The organism is Paraburkholderia phenazinium, from assembly GCF_900142845.1.
Taxonomy (GTDB): domain Bacteria; phylum Pseudomonadota; class Gammaproteobacteria; order Burkholderiales; family Burkholderiaceae; genus Paraburkholderia; species Paraburkholderia phenazinium_A.
On record NZ_FSRU01000001.1, the window covers coordinates 15,650 to 31,457 of the forward strand.

A 15,808-nucleotide genomic window follows, 5' to 3' on the forward strand; every position below is an offset into this window, starting at 1 on the left:
ACTTGCCGTTGCTCCGAGAGGTGCGCTTTGCGCCTGTTTTTATTCAAGTCTTCAATATACGACGACGGCAGGATGGTAATACGCCGGCCCAGCCGTTTACGCCCAGTGACCGTCCATCCAACGCATGTAACGCTCCCATAGGTCTAAGAAAAGCGGAATAGCTCCGTTTCGTCTTAAACGCGGCGGCCGGGAAAATCCGTCGCGGATTTTTTTGCAGGTTCGGAAATAATTCGAAGGTGCTGTTGCCTCGCTGTTGCCGGGACGGACGAAGGGCTCGCCCCACGCCACGCCCTCCCCACCCGGCGCGGCTCGCGCTATGCTGTGACCCTGAACGCGTGACGCCCTCCACCACTCGCCGATCCCAAGCCACCGTGCCGCTAGCCCGCCCTCCCGAACTCCCCGAAGACGACGACGCCCATTCGCTCGCGCGGCGCTATCCACGTGGGATGCACATCGAACCCCACTCGCACACCTGGGCGCAGGTGCTGTACGCCATGGCGGGTGTCATGTGGGTCGAAGTCGGCCGCGAGGCGCTGGTGGTGCCGCCGCAGCGCGCCGTGTGGCTGCCGGCCGGAACGGTGCACTCGATCCACATGATGAGCGAGGTCGAGATGCGCAATATCTATCTGCACAAGCGCAACGTCCAGCACCTCAGCAAGCAAAGCGATGTCTTCGAAATCAACGGCTTGCTGCGCGAGCTCATCACCACCATCGCCGAATACGAACACACCCACGCCCGCGACAGCGCCTATCTGGAGGTGGCGTACAAGCTCGCCATGCTGGAGCTGATGCATGCGCCGCGCTCGTCCTTGCGCATTCCGCTGCCGGATGCCTCCGACCGGCGGCTCGACGCGCTCTGCCGCGCGGTGATCGGCAACCCGTCGATTGCCGTCAGCTTCGAGCAGCATGCCGCCTCGGTCGGCGCGAGCGTACGCACGCTCGCGCGCCTGTTCACGCGTGAGCTCGGTATCGGCTTCTCCGAGTGGCGCCGCCAGGTGCAACTGGCCGTGGCCGTGTCCGGTCTGGCGGAAGGACGCTCGGTCAGCAGCATCGCGCGCGATCTCGGCTATCTGCCGAGCAGCTTCAGCGACATGTTCCGCCGCGAACTCGGCGCGCCGCCCACCGAATTCGATCCGCAGGAAACCCTCAGCACCGCGCGCGAGGAAACCGGCGCCCCCGCCGGCAAGTAACCCTCCCGGGGGCCGCGCGGGCAAGGTGTCGCGGCCCGCGGCACCGCTGTCCGAAATTCGAAAGCGCTTGTCTCAACAAGGTAGTCTCGGACATCTAGAATGGGTTCATCGCTGCACCGCGCAGCGCACCACCCACTCAGGAGCATTGTCGATGAAAGCCATCCAGTTCAAGTCTTTCGGCAACCCGGACGTCCTCGAATACGTCGATGTGCCGACCCCGTCGGCCGACGCGGACAGCGCCGTGGTCCAGGTCAAGAGCGCCTCGGTCAATCCGAGCGATGTGAAGAACGTCTCCGGCCATTTCGAGCACACCGTGTTGCCGCGCACGCCGGGCCGCGACTTTAGCGGCGTCGTCGTGGACGGGCCCGCCGAATGGATCGGCGCCGATGTTTGGGGCACGGGCGGCGACATCGGCTTCACGCGCGACGGCACTCACGCCCAGTTCATCAAGATTCCCCTCGCTGCGCTGTCGCGCAAGCCGAAAACGCTCAGCCATGAACAGGCGGCGGCCATCGGCGTGAACTTCGTGGTGGCCTGGCTCGGCGCGGTGGACCACGCGCAACTGAAAGCCGGCGAAACCATTGCTGTGATCGGTGCGGGTGGCGGCGTGGGCGGTGCAGTGGTGCAGATCGCCAAAGCGCGCGGCTGCCGCGTGATCGGCGTGGACCGTCATCCGCCGCTGCCGGATTCGCCGGCAGGCCGCCTGATCGACGCATACGTGCCGTTCGACGAGCACGCCATCGAACGCGTCAAGGCCTTGAGCGACGGCGGCGTCGACGTGGTCTACGACTCGGTGGGCGGGGTCGCTTTCGAAACCGCCTTGGGCCTCGTCAAGCGCCGCGGCCGCGTGGTCGAAATCAGCGCAACCGGCAAGCGCCGCGTCGAACTCGACCTGATCGACTTCTACCATAACGAGACTCAGCTGCTCGGCGTCGATAGCGCCAAGCTGGGTGTCGCCGAATCGGCCCGGCTGATGACGGCGCTGGTCGAAGGCTTCGAGAGCGGCGCCCTGCAGCCGCCGGCCATTGCCGAACGCTACACGCTCGAGCACACCCGCGAAGCTTACGAGGCCGTCACCGCCGGCACACGCGGGCGTGTCGTCATCACGATGTGAGATCCGGTTCGCGCGGTGGGTATCGACACCCGCCGCGCGCCATCGCCAGAGGGTAAAGCAATCATGAAAGCGTATTTCGTGTCGTTGGTGGTCGGCCTCGTGGTGGGCCTGTTCTACAGCGCCGTCAACGTGAAATCTCCGGCGCCGCCGACCATCGCGCTGGTCGGGCTGCTCGGCATGCTCGGCGGCGAACATCTGATTCCGCTGGTGCGGACATTGTTGGGCTTGAGCGTCAACTGACCGTGCTGGAACGGCGCCGGAGTCACGCCGCGATAGAAGGGTCCCGCCAGCCGGCTTGACGCCCTTGGGACGGACTATACTGTTGCCGCCTGGGCGAATAGATCGTCATACGCGCCCTTCACTCCGTACATCATGTAATGAATACCAAACGGCAATTCGACGACCTGCTGCTCGGCAGCATCGAGCTGTTTTGCCTCGCCGCGGAACTGGCGAGCTTCACCGCGGCAGCCAACGCGGCCGGCGTCACGCCCGCCGCGGTGAGCCGTTCGGTATCGCGCCTTGAGGAGCGCCTCGGGGTGCGCCTGTTCGTGCGTACCACGCGGCAAATCCGCCTGACCGAGGCCGGCCACGCCTATTTCGAGCAATGCAGCAGCGCGCTTTCGCAACTGGTGGATGCCGAGCGTCAGGCCACCGGGCAACAGTCGGCGCCGGCCGGCTTGCTGCGCATCAGCATGCCCACACCTTACGCGCATTACCGGGTGCTGCCGCTCCTGCCGTTGTTTCGCGAGCGCTTTCCGCAAGTCCGGGTGGATGCGCACCTCAGCAACCGCAATGTCGACTTCGCCGAGGAGAGCTACGACCTCGCCATCCGCGGCAAGGCGCCGGTCGATTCCAACCTGATCGCGCGCAAGCTAGAAGATGCCGAACTGGTGGTCGTGGCCACGCCGGCCTACCTGGAACGGGCGGGCACACCGAAGTCGATCGACGATCTGCAGCGCCACGAATGCATCCAGTTCGACCTGCCCAGCACGGGCCGCCGCATTCCCTGGACGCTGCGCGGCAGCGATGGCTTCGTCGACCTGAACACCGAGGGCGGCTATTCGACCGGCGGCGACGTGCTCGGCGGCGTGACGCTCGCCCGCCACGGCGCGGGGCTGTTTCAGACGTATCGCTTCGTGGTCGAGCAGGATCTGCGCAACGGCGGTCTCGTCGAAGTGATGAAGGATTTCGGCGGCGCGTCGCGGCCCTTCGTGCTGCTCTACCCGCATGGACGGCATCTGTCGGCGCGCGTGCGCAGTTTCGTGGATTTTCTCGTCGAGCAGCTCGCCAATCGCACCGCGCGATCCTGAACACAACACGCTAAGATTGAGCCCCGCGTAGCAAGCGCCATCACCGGCCTTTGGCTGGCGCCTACGCCGGCAGCGCTGTCTGCTGCCCCAACCGGCACGATCCGCGGAGCCCAACCTATGTCCCTGCTGCATCTCGATTCCATTGCAAACGCGTTGCCGGCCGCCTGGCGTTCCACGGTGCTCGGCCAGGTCGGCCCTGCACGCATCAAGGTGCTCAGGATGGACGAAAGCGCCTATGACGAAGAGACGCACGACTACAACGAAGGCCTGCTGGTCATCAGCGGCCAGATGCGGCTGAGCGTCGCAGGCGAAACCATCGCGGTGGAAGCGGGCCAAATGTACGTGGCGCAGGCGGGTGTCCCGCATGCCGTGCTGCCGGGCAGTCATGGGACGCTGGTGATCGTCGACGTTTGAGGCTCTCGCCGAGTCTTGTTTCAGGCGGCCAGGTCCGCTGCAATGAATTCAATAAATCAGTGCGTTTCGGAGTGTTGCATGTCAGATGAATATGAAGTGCATGGTCCGCATGACCATGCTGTCGAACACGTTGGCGCAGGGCATGGCGCGCACGCGGATGCCGATCCGTTTGCGAGCCGCATGGCGGTGATGACGGCCATCCTTGCGACGATCGGCGCGATTTACGCCTACCAGAGCGGCACCAGCGAAAACCTCGCGCTCTACTACAAGAACGAAGCGGCCATCAAGAAGACCGAGGCTGCCAATCAATGGTCGTACTACCAGGCAAAGGGCGAGAAAGAAAACCTCGCTGAACTGGGCGCCGCGTTGTCGTCGCCGGGCAGCGACGCGCACGCGAAATTCCTCGCGGATGTCGAAAAGTACAAGCAGCAGAAAGAGCCAATTCGCGCCAACGCCGAAGCGATCGAAAAGGATGTAACCAACAACGACGCGCAAAGCGAGAAGCTGCTGCATGGGCATCACCGCTGGGCGCAGGCCACCACGCTGATCCAGATCTCGATTGCGCTGACGGCCATCACCTTGCTCACGCGCAAGCGGTGGCTGCGCAACCTGTCCATGGGGGTGGCCGTGGCCGGCCTCCTGTTCGGCGCGGCGGCGTTCCTGTCGGTTTAGTCCGCTTCGACACCTCATCGGAAATGCCGATCAATGTCAGGCATTTCCGATAAGGATGTAGTACGAACTATCCTCTTTGCAATTTCTCAAAGAAATGGCAAATTTATAAAAACACTTAGTTATCCATCATATAATTTCCGCGTGGAAATGTGAGCATTTGGACACGTCAGGTTCGAGATAAAGTTTGAAACCTGTCGAGCACAATTCAACACGGAGTGTGACTGATGGACCAGACATCCGATTCACCCAATGATCTCGTCGCCAATCTCGACGAGAGTGTCCTGCTACCCCAGCTAGGTTGTCCATCGGGTGAGGTAGGCGTGGCCGTCGGCGACATGCTCCAACGTTCCAATGAGGCTGTGATCAACGCGTCCTTCGACCTGCTCGATCTACATGCCGGCGAGCAGATCCTGGAAGTCGGGCTCGGCAACGGCGGACACATCCCAGCAGTCCTTAGTCGCGCGCCGGGGCTGCGCTATGCGGGCGTCGATATATCACCCACCATGATCGAGGTGGCGCGCTCGCGCAATGCCTTCTCCATCGCACGCAAGCAAGTTGTCCTTGAAGTCGCCGACGTCAGCCTTCTGCCGTTTGCCGATCACACGTTCGACAAGGCGGTGGCCATCAACACGGTCTATTTCTGGACCAGCCTGGCTGCGGGCTTACGGGAAATCCGCCGGGTGCTCCGTTCGAACGGGGTGTTGGCGATCGCGGCCATCACCCCGGATGCCGCGATCGAGATGCCGTTTGCCGCGTACGGTTTCGCCGTCTACGACGCCTTGGCGCTCGAACTGGCTTGCATGGCCGCAGGCTTCAACCAGGTCCGCATCGAGCCGTTCGTCGAGCCGCTGACAAACCCGCAAGCCGAAGCGGCGCCGCGAGAATTCTTTCTTGTCAGTGCCTCTGCGTCGAACGGCTGACGTAGCGCTCGCCACGGCGGTAACTGAGGCAACTGAGGCAACCGAGGTAACTCAGGCCGCCCCGCGCCGCGCGCGTGCCAGCAGCAACTCACGCTCGCGCGCGTTGCGCGTCATCGCTGCGGCACGCTCGAATTCCGCGCGTGCCTCCGCCATGCGCCCGAGCTTCTCGAGCAGGTCGCCACGCACGCTCGGCAACCAATGGTAGTTGGCAAGTGCGGCGTCGGCGGCCAGCAGGTCGACAATCTCAAGCGCCGCCGCCGGACCGAACGCCATGCCTACCGCGACCGCCCGGTTCAACTCCACTACTGGCGACGGACTGACCTGCGCGAGTACGTCATACAGCGCGACGATCTGCGCCCAGTCGGTCTGCTCGGCGCTATGGGCACGCGCATGACAGGCAGCCAGCGCCGCTTGCAAGGCATACGGCCCACCGGCGCCGCCGAGCGCCTGAGCCCGCTCGAGCGCCGCGAACCCACGCCGGATCAGCAGCAAATCCCAACGGCTGCGGTCCTGATCGAGCAACAGCACCGGACGGCCCTGGGCGTCGACGCGCGCGTGGATGCGCGAGGCCTGGATCTCCATCAGCGCGACGAGGCCGTGCACCTCGCTCTCGTCCGGCACGAGACCCGCCAGCACACGGCCGAGCCGCAGCGCCTCCTCGCACAACGCCGGGCGCATCCAGTCGTCGCCGGCCGTGGCCGAATAGCCTTCGTTGAAGATCAGATAGATGACTTCGAGCACCGATGCGAGCCGCGCCGCACGCGCATCGGCACGCGGCACTTCGAACGGCACCTTGGCCGTCGACAGCGTGCGTTTGGCCCGTACGATCCGTTGCGCGATAGTCGGCTCGGGCACGAGGAAGGCGCGGGCAATCTCGTCGGTCGTCAAACCGCCGAGCAGCCGCAGCGTGAGCGCGACACGCGCGTCGGTGGACAGCACCGGATGACACGCGGTAAACACGAGGCGCAGCAGATCGTCACCGATGTCATCTTCGCGCGCGGCATCGAGCGCATCGACAAAATCCGGCACGAGGTGGGCCTCCTGTGCATCCAGGTCGCGGCCCAGCTCCTCGCGCTTGCGTGCGTGCAGCACGTCCTGGCGCAAGCGGTCGAGCGCGCGGTTTTTCGCGGTCGTCATCAGCCAGGCGCCGGGATTGTCGGGCACGCCATGCTCGGGCCAATGCTCGAGCGCCGCGACTAGCGCATCCTGCGCCAGTTCCTCCGCTACACCCACGTCGCGCACCATGCGCGCGACGCAGGCCACCACCTTGGCGGATTCGATGCGCCAGACCGCTTCGATCGCGCGGTGCGTTGCCGCTGAGCTCACCGCCACCTCAGCGCCCCGCCGCTGCGTTCGGGTCCTTCTGAAGCCGTCCCGGCACGAAGGCGGCGCAAGCGCTCTGCTCAGACATGATGTGACCTTTCGATGAGCGGATTAGCGCCGCGTCGCATCCAGTTCGCGAAAGCGATCGATGGCGGGCCCCGGTTCGAAGTCTTCCAGTTCGAACAGTTGCCGCACTTCGATCTCGCCATCGGCGTGCTCGCCGAACGGCGCCGGAAAGCGCCGCGCCCATTCCATGGCTTCTTCGCGCGAGCGCACCTGGATCAGCGTATAGCCGGCCAGCAATTCCTTGGTTTCGGCGAACGGCCCGTCGACGACCTTGCGCTGCCCCTGCGAATACTGGATACGCCAGCCCTTCGAACTCGGCTGCAGCCCCGTTGCGTCGAGCAACACGCCGGCCTTCGCCAGTTCCTCGTGATAGGCGCCCATCGCCGCCATCAGGGATTCCTCCGGCATGGCGCCGGATTCGCTCAGTGCGGTCGCCTTGACCATGATCATGAATCGCATTGCATTGCTCCTTGTCGTAGTGGATATCGAGCCGCGTTGCGTGCTCTTCACCGATACGACGCGCGACGGGTGGACGGATCGACACGGAACCCACTCACCCGGGAAAACCCCTGGAATGGATAACGCCGGCAGCCGTGACTGGCGTGATGTGACGACGCTATCGCGCCGCCACCGTCATTCGTAGCACGGCCCGACTTCGCGAACCTCCACCGTGCACCATTCGGCCGCCGGGCAGGCGGCGGCGATCGCTATCGCCTCCTCACGCGTGGCGCAGTCCAGCAGCAGGAAACCGCCCACCATCTCCTTGGCTTCGGCAAACGGTCCGTCGAGCAGTCTCGACTGGCCGTCGCGCTTTTGCACGCGGACGGCCTCGCGGGTCGACTTCAATGACTCGCACGCCAGCAGCAGGCCGCGCTCGCGGAGATGCTCGGCGTAATTCCCCATGCGCTCGTAGAGCGCCCGTCCCTCCTCCTCGCTGCGGTCGCTGCGCTGATGGGTGGGTTCGACGATAAACAGCATATAAGCCATACGGAACTCCGGTCGGTCGTCCTGCGTGCGTCTTGCGGATTGGCTCGGGCGTGCGGGCGTGCGTAGGCAGGCAGGCGGAAAACAGGCACACGCCAAAACGATGCGATTTGCGCAGGCAGTCTAGCAAGCGCAGATGGATCGATGCAAACGCATCGAACGGCTTCAGCCTTTGCATCACCCTGCTTGCGGATCGCCGGGCACCCGGCACGCGACTTGCTGACAAGGGGTATCGACACAAAAAGTGAGGTTGAAAATGAGCACTCGATTCAGGTGGACCGGTATCGTTACGCTCGTGGTTCTGGCATCGCTTGCAAGCGGCTGCACGCTAGGCGGCGCCGCAGCGGGCGGGGTGATCGGCAATGAAGCTACCAACCACAGCGCGGCAGGCACGATTGGTGGCGCGGTGGTGGGCGGCGCCGTGGGTTATGAACTGGGGAAATAGCGCATTGAACGGGAGGATCGCGTCGCGCAATCAGCAGGTCAATGCGTAGGCAAACTGAGCAGATCGCCCGGCAGCCAGGCTGTCAGGCGAACCGATTTGCAATGCAGGCAAAATTGACACGCGAGGCACGGGCGATTGCCTCGCGCGCCCCAACATCCGCAAACTGCCTTATGCTGACGGACTGTCCCAAACTCACGCTTATCCAATGACCTATTCCGACACGCCGGCTGTCACGAGCTGGCATGCCCACGTGTACTTCGACGCGGAGCATCGCGACGCAGCATGGGCGCTGCGCGAACAGATCGAAGCCCGCTTCGACGGCAAGCTGCAACTGGGCCGCTTTCACGAGCGCCCGGTTGGCCCGCATCCGCTCTGGTCGTATCAACTCGAGTTCGAGCGGCCCCACTTTGCCGAGATCGTGGAATGGCTCACGCTCAATCACGGCGCGCTCGACGTCTTCATGCACCCCAACACCGGCGACGACCTGCGCGATCATCGCGACGCGGCGGTGTGGATCGGCCGCTCGCATACGCTCAAGCTGGACATATTCCGCAAGTGAGCGCGCGGATGCGTGCCGTCACGCCGCGCATCCGCTACATGTTGCCGTAAGAACTGCACCAGCCGGTCGCAGCCACCTGCAGGCTGCCGAACAACAGGCAGCCACCCCACGCATCGGACGCCTTGCCCTGGAACAGCGAGCAATTGCTGCAATTCTGCCCCGCCACGTAGCTGGGAAATTTGCTCTTGTCCACCGTGGCAGCCACTTCTTTATAGCCCACTGCTTGCGCCTTGGGATCCGCTTCGCTGAGCTTGGCTGCGTCGGCCGTCGCGACGCGTGTCAGCGCGAGCGACGACGCCACACCGAGGCTGAAAAGAACGAAACTGCGACGTGAGTTTTTCATAGTGGGGAATGGAGTTTGAGTGGGGTTGTTGTGGCGAGCTATTCGAGGAACTTCACAAAGCGCTCGACGGGTTCGCGCTCGGTTCGTAACTGATTGACCCGCGTCGGCAGGAACGCCCGGATTGAGCGCCGCGACTTCAATAACGTATCGAACTCGTTGACGGATTCGTTCATCTGAATGACCTCTGTCGGTGGCCGGCGCGGGGCCGTCTTTACGTCAGTCCATTGCCTGCCATTGCCGGTCAATAAGCCAAGCCGCCCCGCGCCTGTCTGTGAGGGATTCTAGCCCGACGTACAGCCGGACTGCTCGCAAGCCGGCACGCCGCCAGCGGCGGTCACGCCTGCACCGCCCACCCCTCGCAGCACAGCCGCATCAAACGATGCCACGCACAACGCCTTCAAGAATTGCCGCGCGAGGCCGTTATTCCTTGCATGCCCCAAAACTGGGCGACCTGACCGGCCGCGATTTGCGACGACGTTCCCATTGCGCCTAACCGGTACGGCGCCCTCGATCGACCGCCCCCGTTCGCCTTATTGCCTTTGCTCAACATGGGATTTTTCGACGCGCTGTTCGTACGCAAGCCCACGCCGGACGCGTTCGCTGCCCTGTTCATCGAGGCCGCCAAACGCCGGGGTTTCGACACTTCGTTGCATTACAACGCCGACGAGTTCCGGCTCGAACACGGGGACCACGCCGTCTTCAACCTGCACCACGCCTACCGCGCGTATTGCGGCAGCGATAAGCCGGCGCGCGAGACCGCGCTGCAGGGCTTCGTCGCAACGCTATGCGCGAGCCAGCAGGCGGCGCCCGAGCATCTGTCCGACGCGCGCGCCATGCTGCGCCCGTTGATCCGTGGCCGTGGGGTACTCGAAGACGTGCGCCTGCATCGGCTTCGCACGGCCGGCCGAACGGCGGCGTTCGCCCCCGAATGGCGTGCGTTCGACGACGACTGCGCGGTGCTGCTGGCGCTCGATTATCCTGAGTCCACTTCGACGTTGATGAGCGGGCCAGTCGAGTCGTGGGGCCTGACGCTCGACGATGCGCTCGCGATCGCCTGCGACAACCTCCGCGACATCACCGCCGATGCGTTCGTCGAAGTGGCGCGCGGCGTGTATCGCGGCGACTGGCGCGACGGCTACGACGCAAGCCGCGCGTTGCTGCCGGACCTGCTGCACCGCGCACCGGTGCACGGCTTTCCCGTCTTCATGATTCCCACCCGCGACGTGTTGCTCGTCACCAGCGACAAGGACGACGGCGGCCTCGCGCGCATGATCGAATTGAGCCGCGAGGCCGCGCAGAGCGGCCGTCCGGTGTCGCCGTTCATGTACTGCTACCACGAAGGCCTGCGCCGCTTCACGCCGCGTCAGGCCGAGGTGACGCAACGGCTCGCCCAGCTCGCGCTGCGCTATCGCAAGGATGACTACGACACGCAGAAGGCCGCGCTCGACCGCCTGCACAAGCAGGAAGGACGCGATGTGTTCGTCGCCAACTACCTGCTCTATGGCGCGAAAGACGAAGCCGGCGAGATGTTCTCCGCCGCGACATGGACGGCGGGCGTCGAATCCCTGCTGCCCCAGGCCGACCGCATCGTGCTGGTGCGTCCCGAGTCGGGCGAGACGCGCATCGTGCCGTGGCAGCAGATCGCACCGCTCGTGGGCGGCTTGCTCGAAGAAGAGCCGATGTACCCTGTGCGGTATCGGACTCGCGGTTTTCCCGATCCGGGCCAGTTCGCGTCCTTCGCACCTGGCGATACGTAGACGCGCGCCGTCTGCCGCTTCCTGCCGTCGCAGGCGGGCCGCCAGATATTCACGAAAGGCGGCTTGCTCTTTCGTCGCCTTACAAACCATCAAATTCCAGGCTCATCCCACCGATAACCCGTTCGATCAGGCTCGTGCCGTCGAAGTGAGTTCGTCTTTCGATTGCGTGCGCGCCTGCGCTATCCAACGTGCTTATCTGGAGGAAATGGACCATGTCAGTCGATTCGTTTGGTATGGCGATGGCGTCGCTGCCGGCGCCTACCCCACCGTCTGCGCCGTCGTCCGTGGACGCGGTACCTGCCGAGAAACAGGCCGCATCGGACAACTCGTCCACGACGTCGGCCTCGAGTACCGACCCGCTGATGGCCGCGCTTCAGCAGACGCTGTCGCAACTCGGCTATAGCATGCCGGCCGGCTCGCTCACGAGTACCGGCACCAGCGGCGCGGACAGCGCGGACGGCAGCAGCACGAGCGGCGTGAGCGCGTCCAGCTCCGACGCAACCAGCACCGGCGCGCAATTCCTCGCCGCGCTGTATCAGGCGCTGGCCCTGCAGCAATCGATCTCGGCGGACAACGGCGGCACCTCGTCCGGCAACAGTTCGAGCAACGCGATCGCCAGCTTTAACGACTCGGCCAGCTCGGGCGGCGGCGTCAGCGCGTATCGCGACCTGGGGTCGCGCATTGCGGACTTGTCGAACGCCGCCAACGCGGTCGACAACGATGCGGATGACGACGCCGGCGAGTGGGACGTCGAAGTCGACGACGTGGAGGTTTCCGAGCCGGAGGAAGCGGAAGACGGCGAGGATCCGCTGGGCAGCGCCGTGTCGAATCTGAACAACGCGTTGCAGGCGCACGTCGCCGCGCTCGATTCGGACCCGGGCACGACGGTGACGTTGTCCGACGTGCTCGATGGCCTGTCGGGTACCGCCAGCAGCCTGAACTGGCAGCCGGTGGGCGTGCTGGTCGACGTGTCGGCCTGAGCGAGGGGCGTGGCGCGGTAGGCGCGGGGTTGGGTGCGCTGGGCCGGGTTCAACCGGGTTGGGTGCGCCGGCCTCGACGGCCAACTCAGGCGCCGTCACGACTGCGCCTAAAGCCGGTAACGCGTCTAAAGAACCCCAGACTTCCAGATCATCTGCGCGGCCGCCGCGAGGACAAACAGCAGCACCAGCTTGCGGAAAGCCGCCGGATGCAGTTTGTCGCGCAGCGGCCGCACGATCAGCATGCCGGCAATCACCGGAATGCTTGCGGCGGCCGAGAGAGCGAGATCGATCCAGCTCGCGTGCGCGCCGCCGCTGAACGCGACGATCAGCGTAATGATCGAGACCACGAGGATGATGGCGATCTGCTTGGTGAACACCTTGCCGCTCGCGCCGGTGGCGATCAGGTACATGGCCAGCAGCGGGCCGGGCACGGAAGCGATGCTCTCCATCACGGCCGCGCCAAAGCCGAGTACCAGACCCACCGGTTTGGCGAGGCCCGGCGACAGCGTGAGCCGCGGCGAGGCGAACAGCAGCAGCGCCGCGACGATCAGCAGAATGCCGGCGGCGGCTTGCGCACGATGCGGCGCCAGCGAAATCAGCATCGTCACGCCGACAATGTTGCCGAGCACCGTGCCGACCAGCGGCGCCGCGATCCGGCGCACCGTGGCGAGCATCTGGCCGCCTTCGAGCGCCTGCGGGATATTGCCGAGGATGATCGGCATGGACAACAGCAACACCGCCGCCTTGATGGGCAGGAAGTGGCTGAGAATCGGCATCGCGACCAGCGGTACGCCGATGCTGACCACCCCCTTCACCATGCCGCCCAATACCAGCGCAGCCAGGATGCCGAGCAGCGCGTACAGATCGAGTGCCTGCAGCGCGGAGCCTAAAACGCCGTCGGAAAGAGTGATGTGAACCATGGATGGGGTCGATGTCCGCCGGAGCCGCATGATACCGCGGCGCGCGCAGGGCCGGGACTGGCCCTTACGGCGCCTTACCAACGCTAAAGATAAGTTTCTGCAAGGTCGTCAAAACAGACGTGATGGGATCGTACGACCGGGGGCGGTTTGTCGTATGACCTGCTTTGCGGCTGTGGCTTTGCACGCGTGGCCTTTCGATGCGCAGCCCTGCCGGCCGGGATACAAGAATGAGGAAAGATTGCCATGCAAATCAGCAACGCCGCGCCGTCACCCACGCTGACGCAAACAGCGGCCAGCGAAAACGCAGCATCGGATCCGGCATCGGTGTCCGCGAATAATGCTGCCCCGACCACAACCACCGCCGCGACCTCGGCGACCAGTGGCCCGAGCCAGGATTCGGCCGTCACCATTTCGCCGGAGGGCGCGGCCGCCGCGGCGCGGGAAGCGAGCGGCGCCCAGAGCGGCACGGCTACACAGGACAGCGCGACGTCGAACGATACTGACGGCGCCACTGACACCGGCACGACAACGGGCACAGCGGCTGCCGCAAGCAACGCAGGCACGACAGATGACACAAGCGACACGAGCGACGCCGGCACCGCAGGAACGACCGACGATCCCGGCAATACCGCCAACGTCTCGCCGCTGAAGTCGCTCGCCTACGGCACGCTGGGACTCGAGCGCCCCGATCAGCCGCAGGAAAATCACAACGCTTTCTACACGGCTGGACGGTGGATCGCAGCGGGGCTCACCATCGGCGGCATCATTTCGCTGCTGGTGTAAAGGCAAGTGCGGGGCGGCGGCGGATCAGGAGATCGGCAGTCGGGCGCTGCGGCAGCTTGAAGGATTGCTCCGTAGTGCGCGTTGCCGCTCAGCTTCGATCCGCGAGTCCGGTCAACTCACCCGGCTCGTTGAACGCCGCATCCGGACTCATGCGCGTCAGCGCGGCGAAGTCCGTGTATCCCCAGCCCACCGCGCCGAAACGGATCCCGATCTTGCGCGCCGCATGTGCATCGCGAATCTCGTCGCCAATGTAAATGGCGTCCGTTCTTTCGACGCGCGTCGCCTGCAGGATTCTGCGCAGGCGATGCGCTTTGCCGAACAAACCCGAACTGCATTCGACCGCGGCAAAGCGCTCGACCAGCGCCTCGCCGAGCACGGCCTCGACATTGGCAAGCGAATTCGACGTAGCCAACGCAAGCATGACCTGACGGTCCGCGAGGCTTTGCAGCGCCTGCGCGATGCCGGCGAACGGCCGGATCTCGCCGCTGCGCTGCTGCATGAGCGCCCTGAAATCGAGCAGCACTCTGGGCACACGATGTACGGGCAGCCGCAAATCACGGAGGATCTCGCGTGCGCCCATGGAGCGCAGCCTGTCCACTTCGTGATGCTCGACCTGTCTGAAGTCATGGCGAACCGCGAGACCATTGATCGAGTCGATAAACAGCGGGAAGGTATCGGCCAAGGTGCCGTCGAAATCGAAGATTGCGAGTTTGATTGCCATGGATCGATTACTGAAGCTCACTTGACACGACACGTCACCCCGAAGCGCCGGGGTGACTGGTGCGGCTATCTTACCCTCGGCGAGCATAGGCAGTTGCGTCCGCAATCGTGTCGGTTGGCATAACGTACGAAACGACGTTAAAGTAATGCGCTCAAGTGGACCGCCGCGATATATATGCGGCGCATCAACAAGCGGGGCGCCTCAGCCACGATACGAGTACAGAGAACCGAATGCGCCCATTCCATCGTCGTCAATAGAACGGAGGGTTTCTTGGACGACTCACTTCAGCAATCCGCACAAACCACCCATGACCTGACAACTTCAGCGCGCAGCAAGCGGCTGTTGCGCCGGGTGTTCGTCGGCAATCACGGCATTCGGTGGCCCTGGAGAATCGCGCTGTTCATTGCGACGTTTCTCGGCGTCGCATTCGGCATGGCCAAGCTGCTGCACTATGTTTTTGGACCCATCCCTAACAGCGAGTCGCTGTTGACGCTGCTGCCGTTCTACCTCGGCGAGTGCGTCCAGATCGTCAGCCTGATGGTGGCATTGGCCGTGGTGTCGGCTATCGAGCGGCGTCCCATGCTGTCCTTCGGCTTGCAAGGGTCCGCAGGATGGTCACGCTTCGCCGGTGGGTTGATCTGCGGATTCGTTGCGATCAGCGTGACGGTGTTTGCGCTGATGCAGATGCACGTGCTGACGCTCGACGCCCCCACGGCACATGGTGCGACCGCATGGTTGGGCGCGTTAGCCTGGGGCGGCGTGTTCCTGCTGGTCGCCATTTTCGAAGAGTCGGCGTTGCGCGGCTACCTTCAATACACGCTGACGCAAGGCATCGGTTTCTGGTGGAGCGCGATCCTGCTGTCGGTCCTGTTCGGCGGCCTGCACGGTTCCAATCCCGGCGAAACACCCGTGGGTCTCATCTCCGCTGGAGCCTTCGGTATCGTGTTCTGCTTGAGCCTTTGGTATACGGGCTCGTTGTTCTGGGCGATCGGTTTCCATGCCGCCTGGGACTGGGGCGAATCGTACTTCTACGGCACGTCCGACAGCGGCACGTTGGTGGACCATCGGTTCTTCACCGCACATCCGTTCGGTAACGTCCTGCTGAGCGGCGGCAAAACCGGCCCGGAAGGCAGCGTGCTGGCGCTTGTGCTGCTCGCCGTGATGGCCGTGCTGATGCGCTTGTGGTGGGGACGCCGCACCACGTCTCCGTTCAGCGGCAACGGCTGGAAACCGGCACGGCAGCAACCGCTAACGAACAGTTAGCAGAACCATTCATATCGCCGTCAGCAAACACTGCGTGATTGCGG

20 protein-coding genes are annotated in these 15,808 nt (G+C 64.3%); 13 read left to right on the plus strand and 7 right to left on the minus strand.

The features are described from left to right. Positions 1-371 precede the first annotated feature (371 nt). The 7 genes from BUS12_RS00085 (at position 372) to BUS12_RS00115 (ending at position 5,620) form a co-directional block, all read left to right on the plus strand. Positions 372-1,190: an AraC family transcriptional regulator gene (locus BUS12_RS00085; RefSeq protein WP_074293663.1), complete on the plus strand. Its 819-nt coding sequence runs from the start codon at positions 372-374 to the stop codon at positions 1,188-1,190. Positions 1,191-1,341: 151 nt separating this feature from the next. Next, entirely contained in the window at positions 1,342-2,304 is a 963-nt protein-coding gene (locus tag BUS12_RS00090) for a quinone oxidoreductase family protein (protein ID WP_074293664.1), read from the plus strand. 63 nt (positions 2,305-2,367) lie between these two features. Continuing rightward, positions 2,368-2,544 carry a DUF1427 family protein gene (locus BUS12_RS00095; protein ID WP_074293665.1) on the plus strand — a complete coding sequence of 59 codons (177 nt, stop codon included), beginning with the start codon at positions 2,368-2,370 and terminating at the stop codon, positions 2,542-2,544. Positions 2,545-2,681: 137 nt separating this feature from the next. Further along, on the plus strand, positions 2,682-3,614 hold the full coding sequence (locus tag BUS12_RS00100) for a LysR family transcriptional regulator (protein ID WP_074293666.1): 933 nt from the start codon (positions 2,682-2,684) through the stop codon (positions 3,612-3,614). 117 nt (positions 3,615-3,731) lie between these two features. Beyond that, a complete protein-coding gene (locus tag BUS12_RS00105) occupies positions 3,732-4,028 on the plus strand; it encodes a cupin domain-containing protein (protein WP_074293667.1) in 297 nt (98 codons plus the stop codon). A gap of 78 nt (positions 4,029-4,106) precedes the next feature. Further along, on the plus strand, positions 4,107-4,700 hold the full coding sequence (locus BUS12_RS00110; RefSeq protein WP_074293668.1) for a DUF4337 domain-containing protein: 594 nt from the start codon (positions 4,107-4,109) through the stop codon (positions 4,698-4,700). 224 nt (positions 4,701-4,924) lie between these two features. Further along, positions 4,925-5,620, plus strand: a complete 696-nt coding sequence (locus BUS12_RS00115; protein ID WP_083640173.1) for a class I SAM-dependent methyltransferase — start codon at positions 4,925-4,927, stop codon at positions 5,618-5,620. A 51-nt stretch (positions 5,621-5,671) separates the two neighbouring features. Here the strand turns inward: BUS12_RS00115 and BUS12_RS00120 are convergent, their stop codons facing one another. The 3 genes from BUS12_RS00120 to BUS12_RS00130 all read right to left on the minus strand — a co-directional run bounded on the left by BUS12_RS00120 (position 5,672) and on the right by BUS12_RS00130 (position 7,996). Next, complete coding sequence (locus BUS12_RS00120) at positions 5,672-6,946, minus strand: RNA polymerase sigma factor (RefSeq protein ID WP_074296909.1); 1,275 nt, start codon at positions 6,944-6,946, stop codon at positions 5,672-5,674. Between the two features lie 108 nt (positions 6,947-7,054). Next, entirely contained in the window at positions 7,055-7,468 is a 414-nt protein-coding gene (locus BUS12_RS00125) for a YciI family protein (RefSeq protein ID WP_074293669.1), read from the minus strand. A 174-nt stretch (positions 7,469-7,642) separates the two neighbouring features. Next, positions 7,643-7,996, minus strand: coding sequence for a YciI family protein (locus BUS12_RS00130; protein WP_074293670.1), 354 nt, complete (start codon positions 7,994-7,996; stop codon positions 7,643-7,645). Between the two features lie 253 nt (positions 7,997-8,249). Between BUS12_RS00130 and BUS12_RS00135 the strand changes: the two genes are divergently transcribed. Both BUS12_RS00135 and BUS12_RS00140 read left to right on the plus strand, forming a co-directional pair. Beyond that, positions 8,250-8,438: a glycine zipper 2TM domain-containing protein gene (locus BUS12_RS00135; protein WP_074293671.1), complete on the plus strand. Its 189-nt coding sequence runs from the start codon at positions 8,250-8,252 to the stop codon at positions 8,436-8,438. A 205-nt stretch (positions 8,439-8,643) separates the two neighbouring features. After that, positions 8,644-8,997: a DOPA 4,5-dioxygenase family protein gene (locus tag BUS12_RS00140; RefSeq protein ID WP_074293672.1), complete on the plus strand. Its 354-nt coding sequence runs from the start codon at positions 8,644-8,646 to the stop codon at positions 8,995-8,997. A gap of 34 nt (positions 8,998-9,031) precedes the next feature. Here BUS12_RS00140 and BUS12_RS00145 read toward each other — a convergent pair whose 3' ends face one another. Continuing rightward, positions 9,032-9,340, minus strand: coding sequence for a high-potential iron-sulfur protein (locus tag BUS12_RS00145; protein ID WP_074293673.1), 309 nt, complete (start codon positions 9,338-9,340; stop codon positions 9,032-9,034). A 38-nt stretch (positions 9,341-9,378) separates the two neighbouring features. Then, positions 9,379-9,513 carry a hypothetical protein gene (locus tag BUS12_RS39570; RefSeq protein ID WP_290439552.1) on the minus strand — a complete coding sequence of 45 codons (135 nt, stop codon included), beginning with the start codon at positions 9,511-9,513 and terminating at the stop codon, positions 9,379-9,381. A gap of 375 nt (positions 9,514-9,888) precedes the next feature. On the opposite strand from BUS12_RS39570, the gene BUS12_RS00150 reads away from it, so the two are divergent. Together BUS12_RS00150 and BUS12_RS00155 are read left to right on the plus strand one after the other, a co-directional pair. Then, complete coding sequence (locus BUS12_RS00150) at positions 9,889-11,097, plus strand: DUF1444 domain-containing protein (RefSeq protein ID WP_074293674.1); 1,209 nt, start codon at positions 9,889-9,891, stop codon at positions 11,095-11,097. A gap of 212 nt (positions 11,098-11,309) precedes the next feature. Continuing rightward, the gene (locus BUS12_RS00155; protein WP_074293675.1) at positions 11,310-12,077 is read left to right on the plus strand and encodes a resuscitation-promoting factor Rpf1 domain-containing protein; all 768 of its coding nucleotides are present in this window, start codon (positions 11,310-11,312) and stop codon (positions 12,075-12,077) included. A 125-nt stretch (positions 12,078-12,202) separates the two neighbouring features. On the opposite strand, the gene BUS12_RS00160 is transcribed toward BUS12_RS00155, so the two are convergent. Then, a complete protein-coding gene (locus BUS12_RS00160) occupies positions 12,203-12,997 on the minus strand; it encodes a sulfite exporter TauE/SafE family protein (protein ID WP_074293676.1) in 795 nt (264 codons plus the stop codon). 243 nt (positions 12,998-13,240) lie between these two features. Here BUS12_RS00160 and BUS12_RS00165 point away from each other — a divergent pair, with 243 nt between their 5' ends. After that, a complete protein-coding gene (locus BUS12_RS00165; protein ID WP_253189972.1) occupies positions 13,241-13,780 on the plus strand; it encodes a hypothetical protein in 540 nt (179 codons plus the stop codon). An 88-nt stretch (positions 13,781-13,868) separates the two neighbouring features. Here BUS12_RS00165 and BUS12_RS00170 read toward each other — a convergent pair whose 3' ends face one another. Further along, the gene (locus BUS12_RS00170) at positions 13,869-14,501 is read right to left on the minus strand and encodes an HAD-IA family hydrolase (protein WP_074293677.1); all 633 of its coding nucleotides are present in this window, start codon (positions 14,499-14,501) and stop codon (positions 13,869-13,871) included. Positions 14,502-14,771: 270 nt separating this feature from the next. On the opposite strand from BUS12_RS00170, the gene BUS12_RS00175 reads away from it, so the two are divergent. Further along, positions 14,772-15,764 carry a CPBP family intramembrane glutamic endopeptidase gene (locus BUS12_RS00175; RefSeq protein ID WP_074293678.1) on the plus strand — a complete coding sequence of 331 codons (993 nt, stop codon included), beginning with the start codon at positions 14,772-14,774 and terminating at the stop codon, positions 15,762-15,764. Positions 15,765-15,808 lie beyond the last annotated feature (44 nt).

What these genes read in the sequence shown, in the direction of transcription:
- BUS12_RS00110 (WP_074293668.1), top strand. Translation starts at nt 4,107, where the DNA reads ATGTCAGATGAATATGAAGTGCATGGTCCGCATGACCATGCTGTCGAA.
- BUS12_RS00170 (WP_074293677.1), bottom strand. Translation starts at nt 14,501, where the DNA reads ATGGCAATCAAACTCGCAATCTTCGATTTCGACGGCACCTTGGCCGAT.
- BUS12_RS00090 (WP_074293664.1), top strand. Translation starts at nt 1,342, where the DNA reads ATGAAAGCCATCCAGTTCAAGTCTTTCGGCAACCCGGACGTCCTCGAA.
- BUS12_RS00145 (WP_074293673.1), bottom strand. Translation starts at nt 9,340, where the DNA reads ATGAAAAACTCACGTCGCAGTTTCGTTCTTTTCAGCCTCGGTGTGGCG.
- BUS12_RS00155 (WP_074293675.1), top strand. Translation starts at nt 11,310, where the DNA reads ATGTCAGTCGATTCGTTTGGTATGGCGATGGCGTCGCTGCCGGCGCCT.
- BUS12_RS00160 (WP_074293676.1), bottom strand. Translation starts at nt 12,997, where the DNA reads ATGGTTCACATCACTCTTTCCGACGGCGTTTTAGGCTCCGCGCTGCAG.
- BUS12_RS00165 (WP_253189972.1), top strand. Translation starts at nt 13,241, where the DNA reads ATGCAAATCAGCAACGCCGCGCCGTCACCCACGCTGACGCAAACAGCG.
- BUS12_RS00105 (WP_074293667.1), top strand. Translation starts at nt 3,732, where the DNA reads ATGTCCCTGCTGCATCTCGATTCCATTGCAAACGCGTTGCCGGCCGCC.
- BUS12_RS00125 (WP_074293669.1), bottom strand. Translation starts at nt 7,468, where the DNA reads ATGCGATTCATGATCATGGTCAAGGCGACCGCACTGAGCGAATCCGGC.
- BUS12_RS39570 (WP_290439552.1), bottom strand. Translation starts at nt 9,513, where the DNA reads ATGAACGAATCCGTCAACGAGTTCGATACGTTATTGAAGTCGCGGCGC.
- BUS12_RS00095 (WP_074293665.1), top strand. Translation starts at nt 2,368, where the DNA reads ATGAAAGCGTATTTCGTGTCGTTGGTGGTCGGCCTCGTGGTGGGCCTG.
- BUS12_RS00135 (WP_074293671.1), top strand. Translation starts at nt 8,250, where the DNA reads ATGAGCACTCGATTCAGGTGGACCGGTATCGTTACGCTCGTGGTTCTG.
- BUS12_RS00115 (WP_083640173.1), top strand. Translation starts at nt 4,925, where the DNA reads ATGGACCAGACATCCGATTCACCCAATGATCTCGTCGCCAATCTCGAC.
- BUS12_RS00130 (WP_074293670.1), bottom strand. Translation starts at nt 7,996, where the DNA reads ATGGCTTATATGCTGTTTATCGTCGAACCCACCCATCAGCGCAGCGAC.
- BUS12_RS00150 (WP_074293674.1), top strand. Translation starts at nt 9,889, where the DNA reads ATGGGATTTTTCGACGCGCTGTTCGTACGCAAGCCCACGCCGGACGCG.
- BUS12_RS00100 (WP_074293666.1), top strand. Translation starts at nt 2,682, where the DNA reads ATGAATACCAAACGGCAATTCGACGACCTGCTGCTCGGCAGCATCGAG.
- BUS12_RS00140 (WP_074293672.1), top strand. Translation starts at nt 8,644, where the DNA reads ATGACCTATTCCGACACGCCGGCTGTCACGAGCTGGCATGCCCACGTG.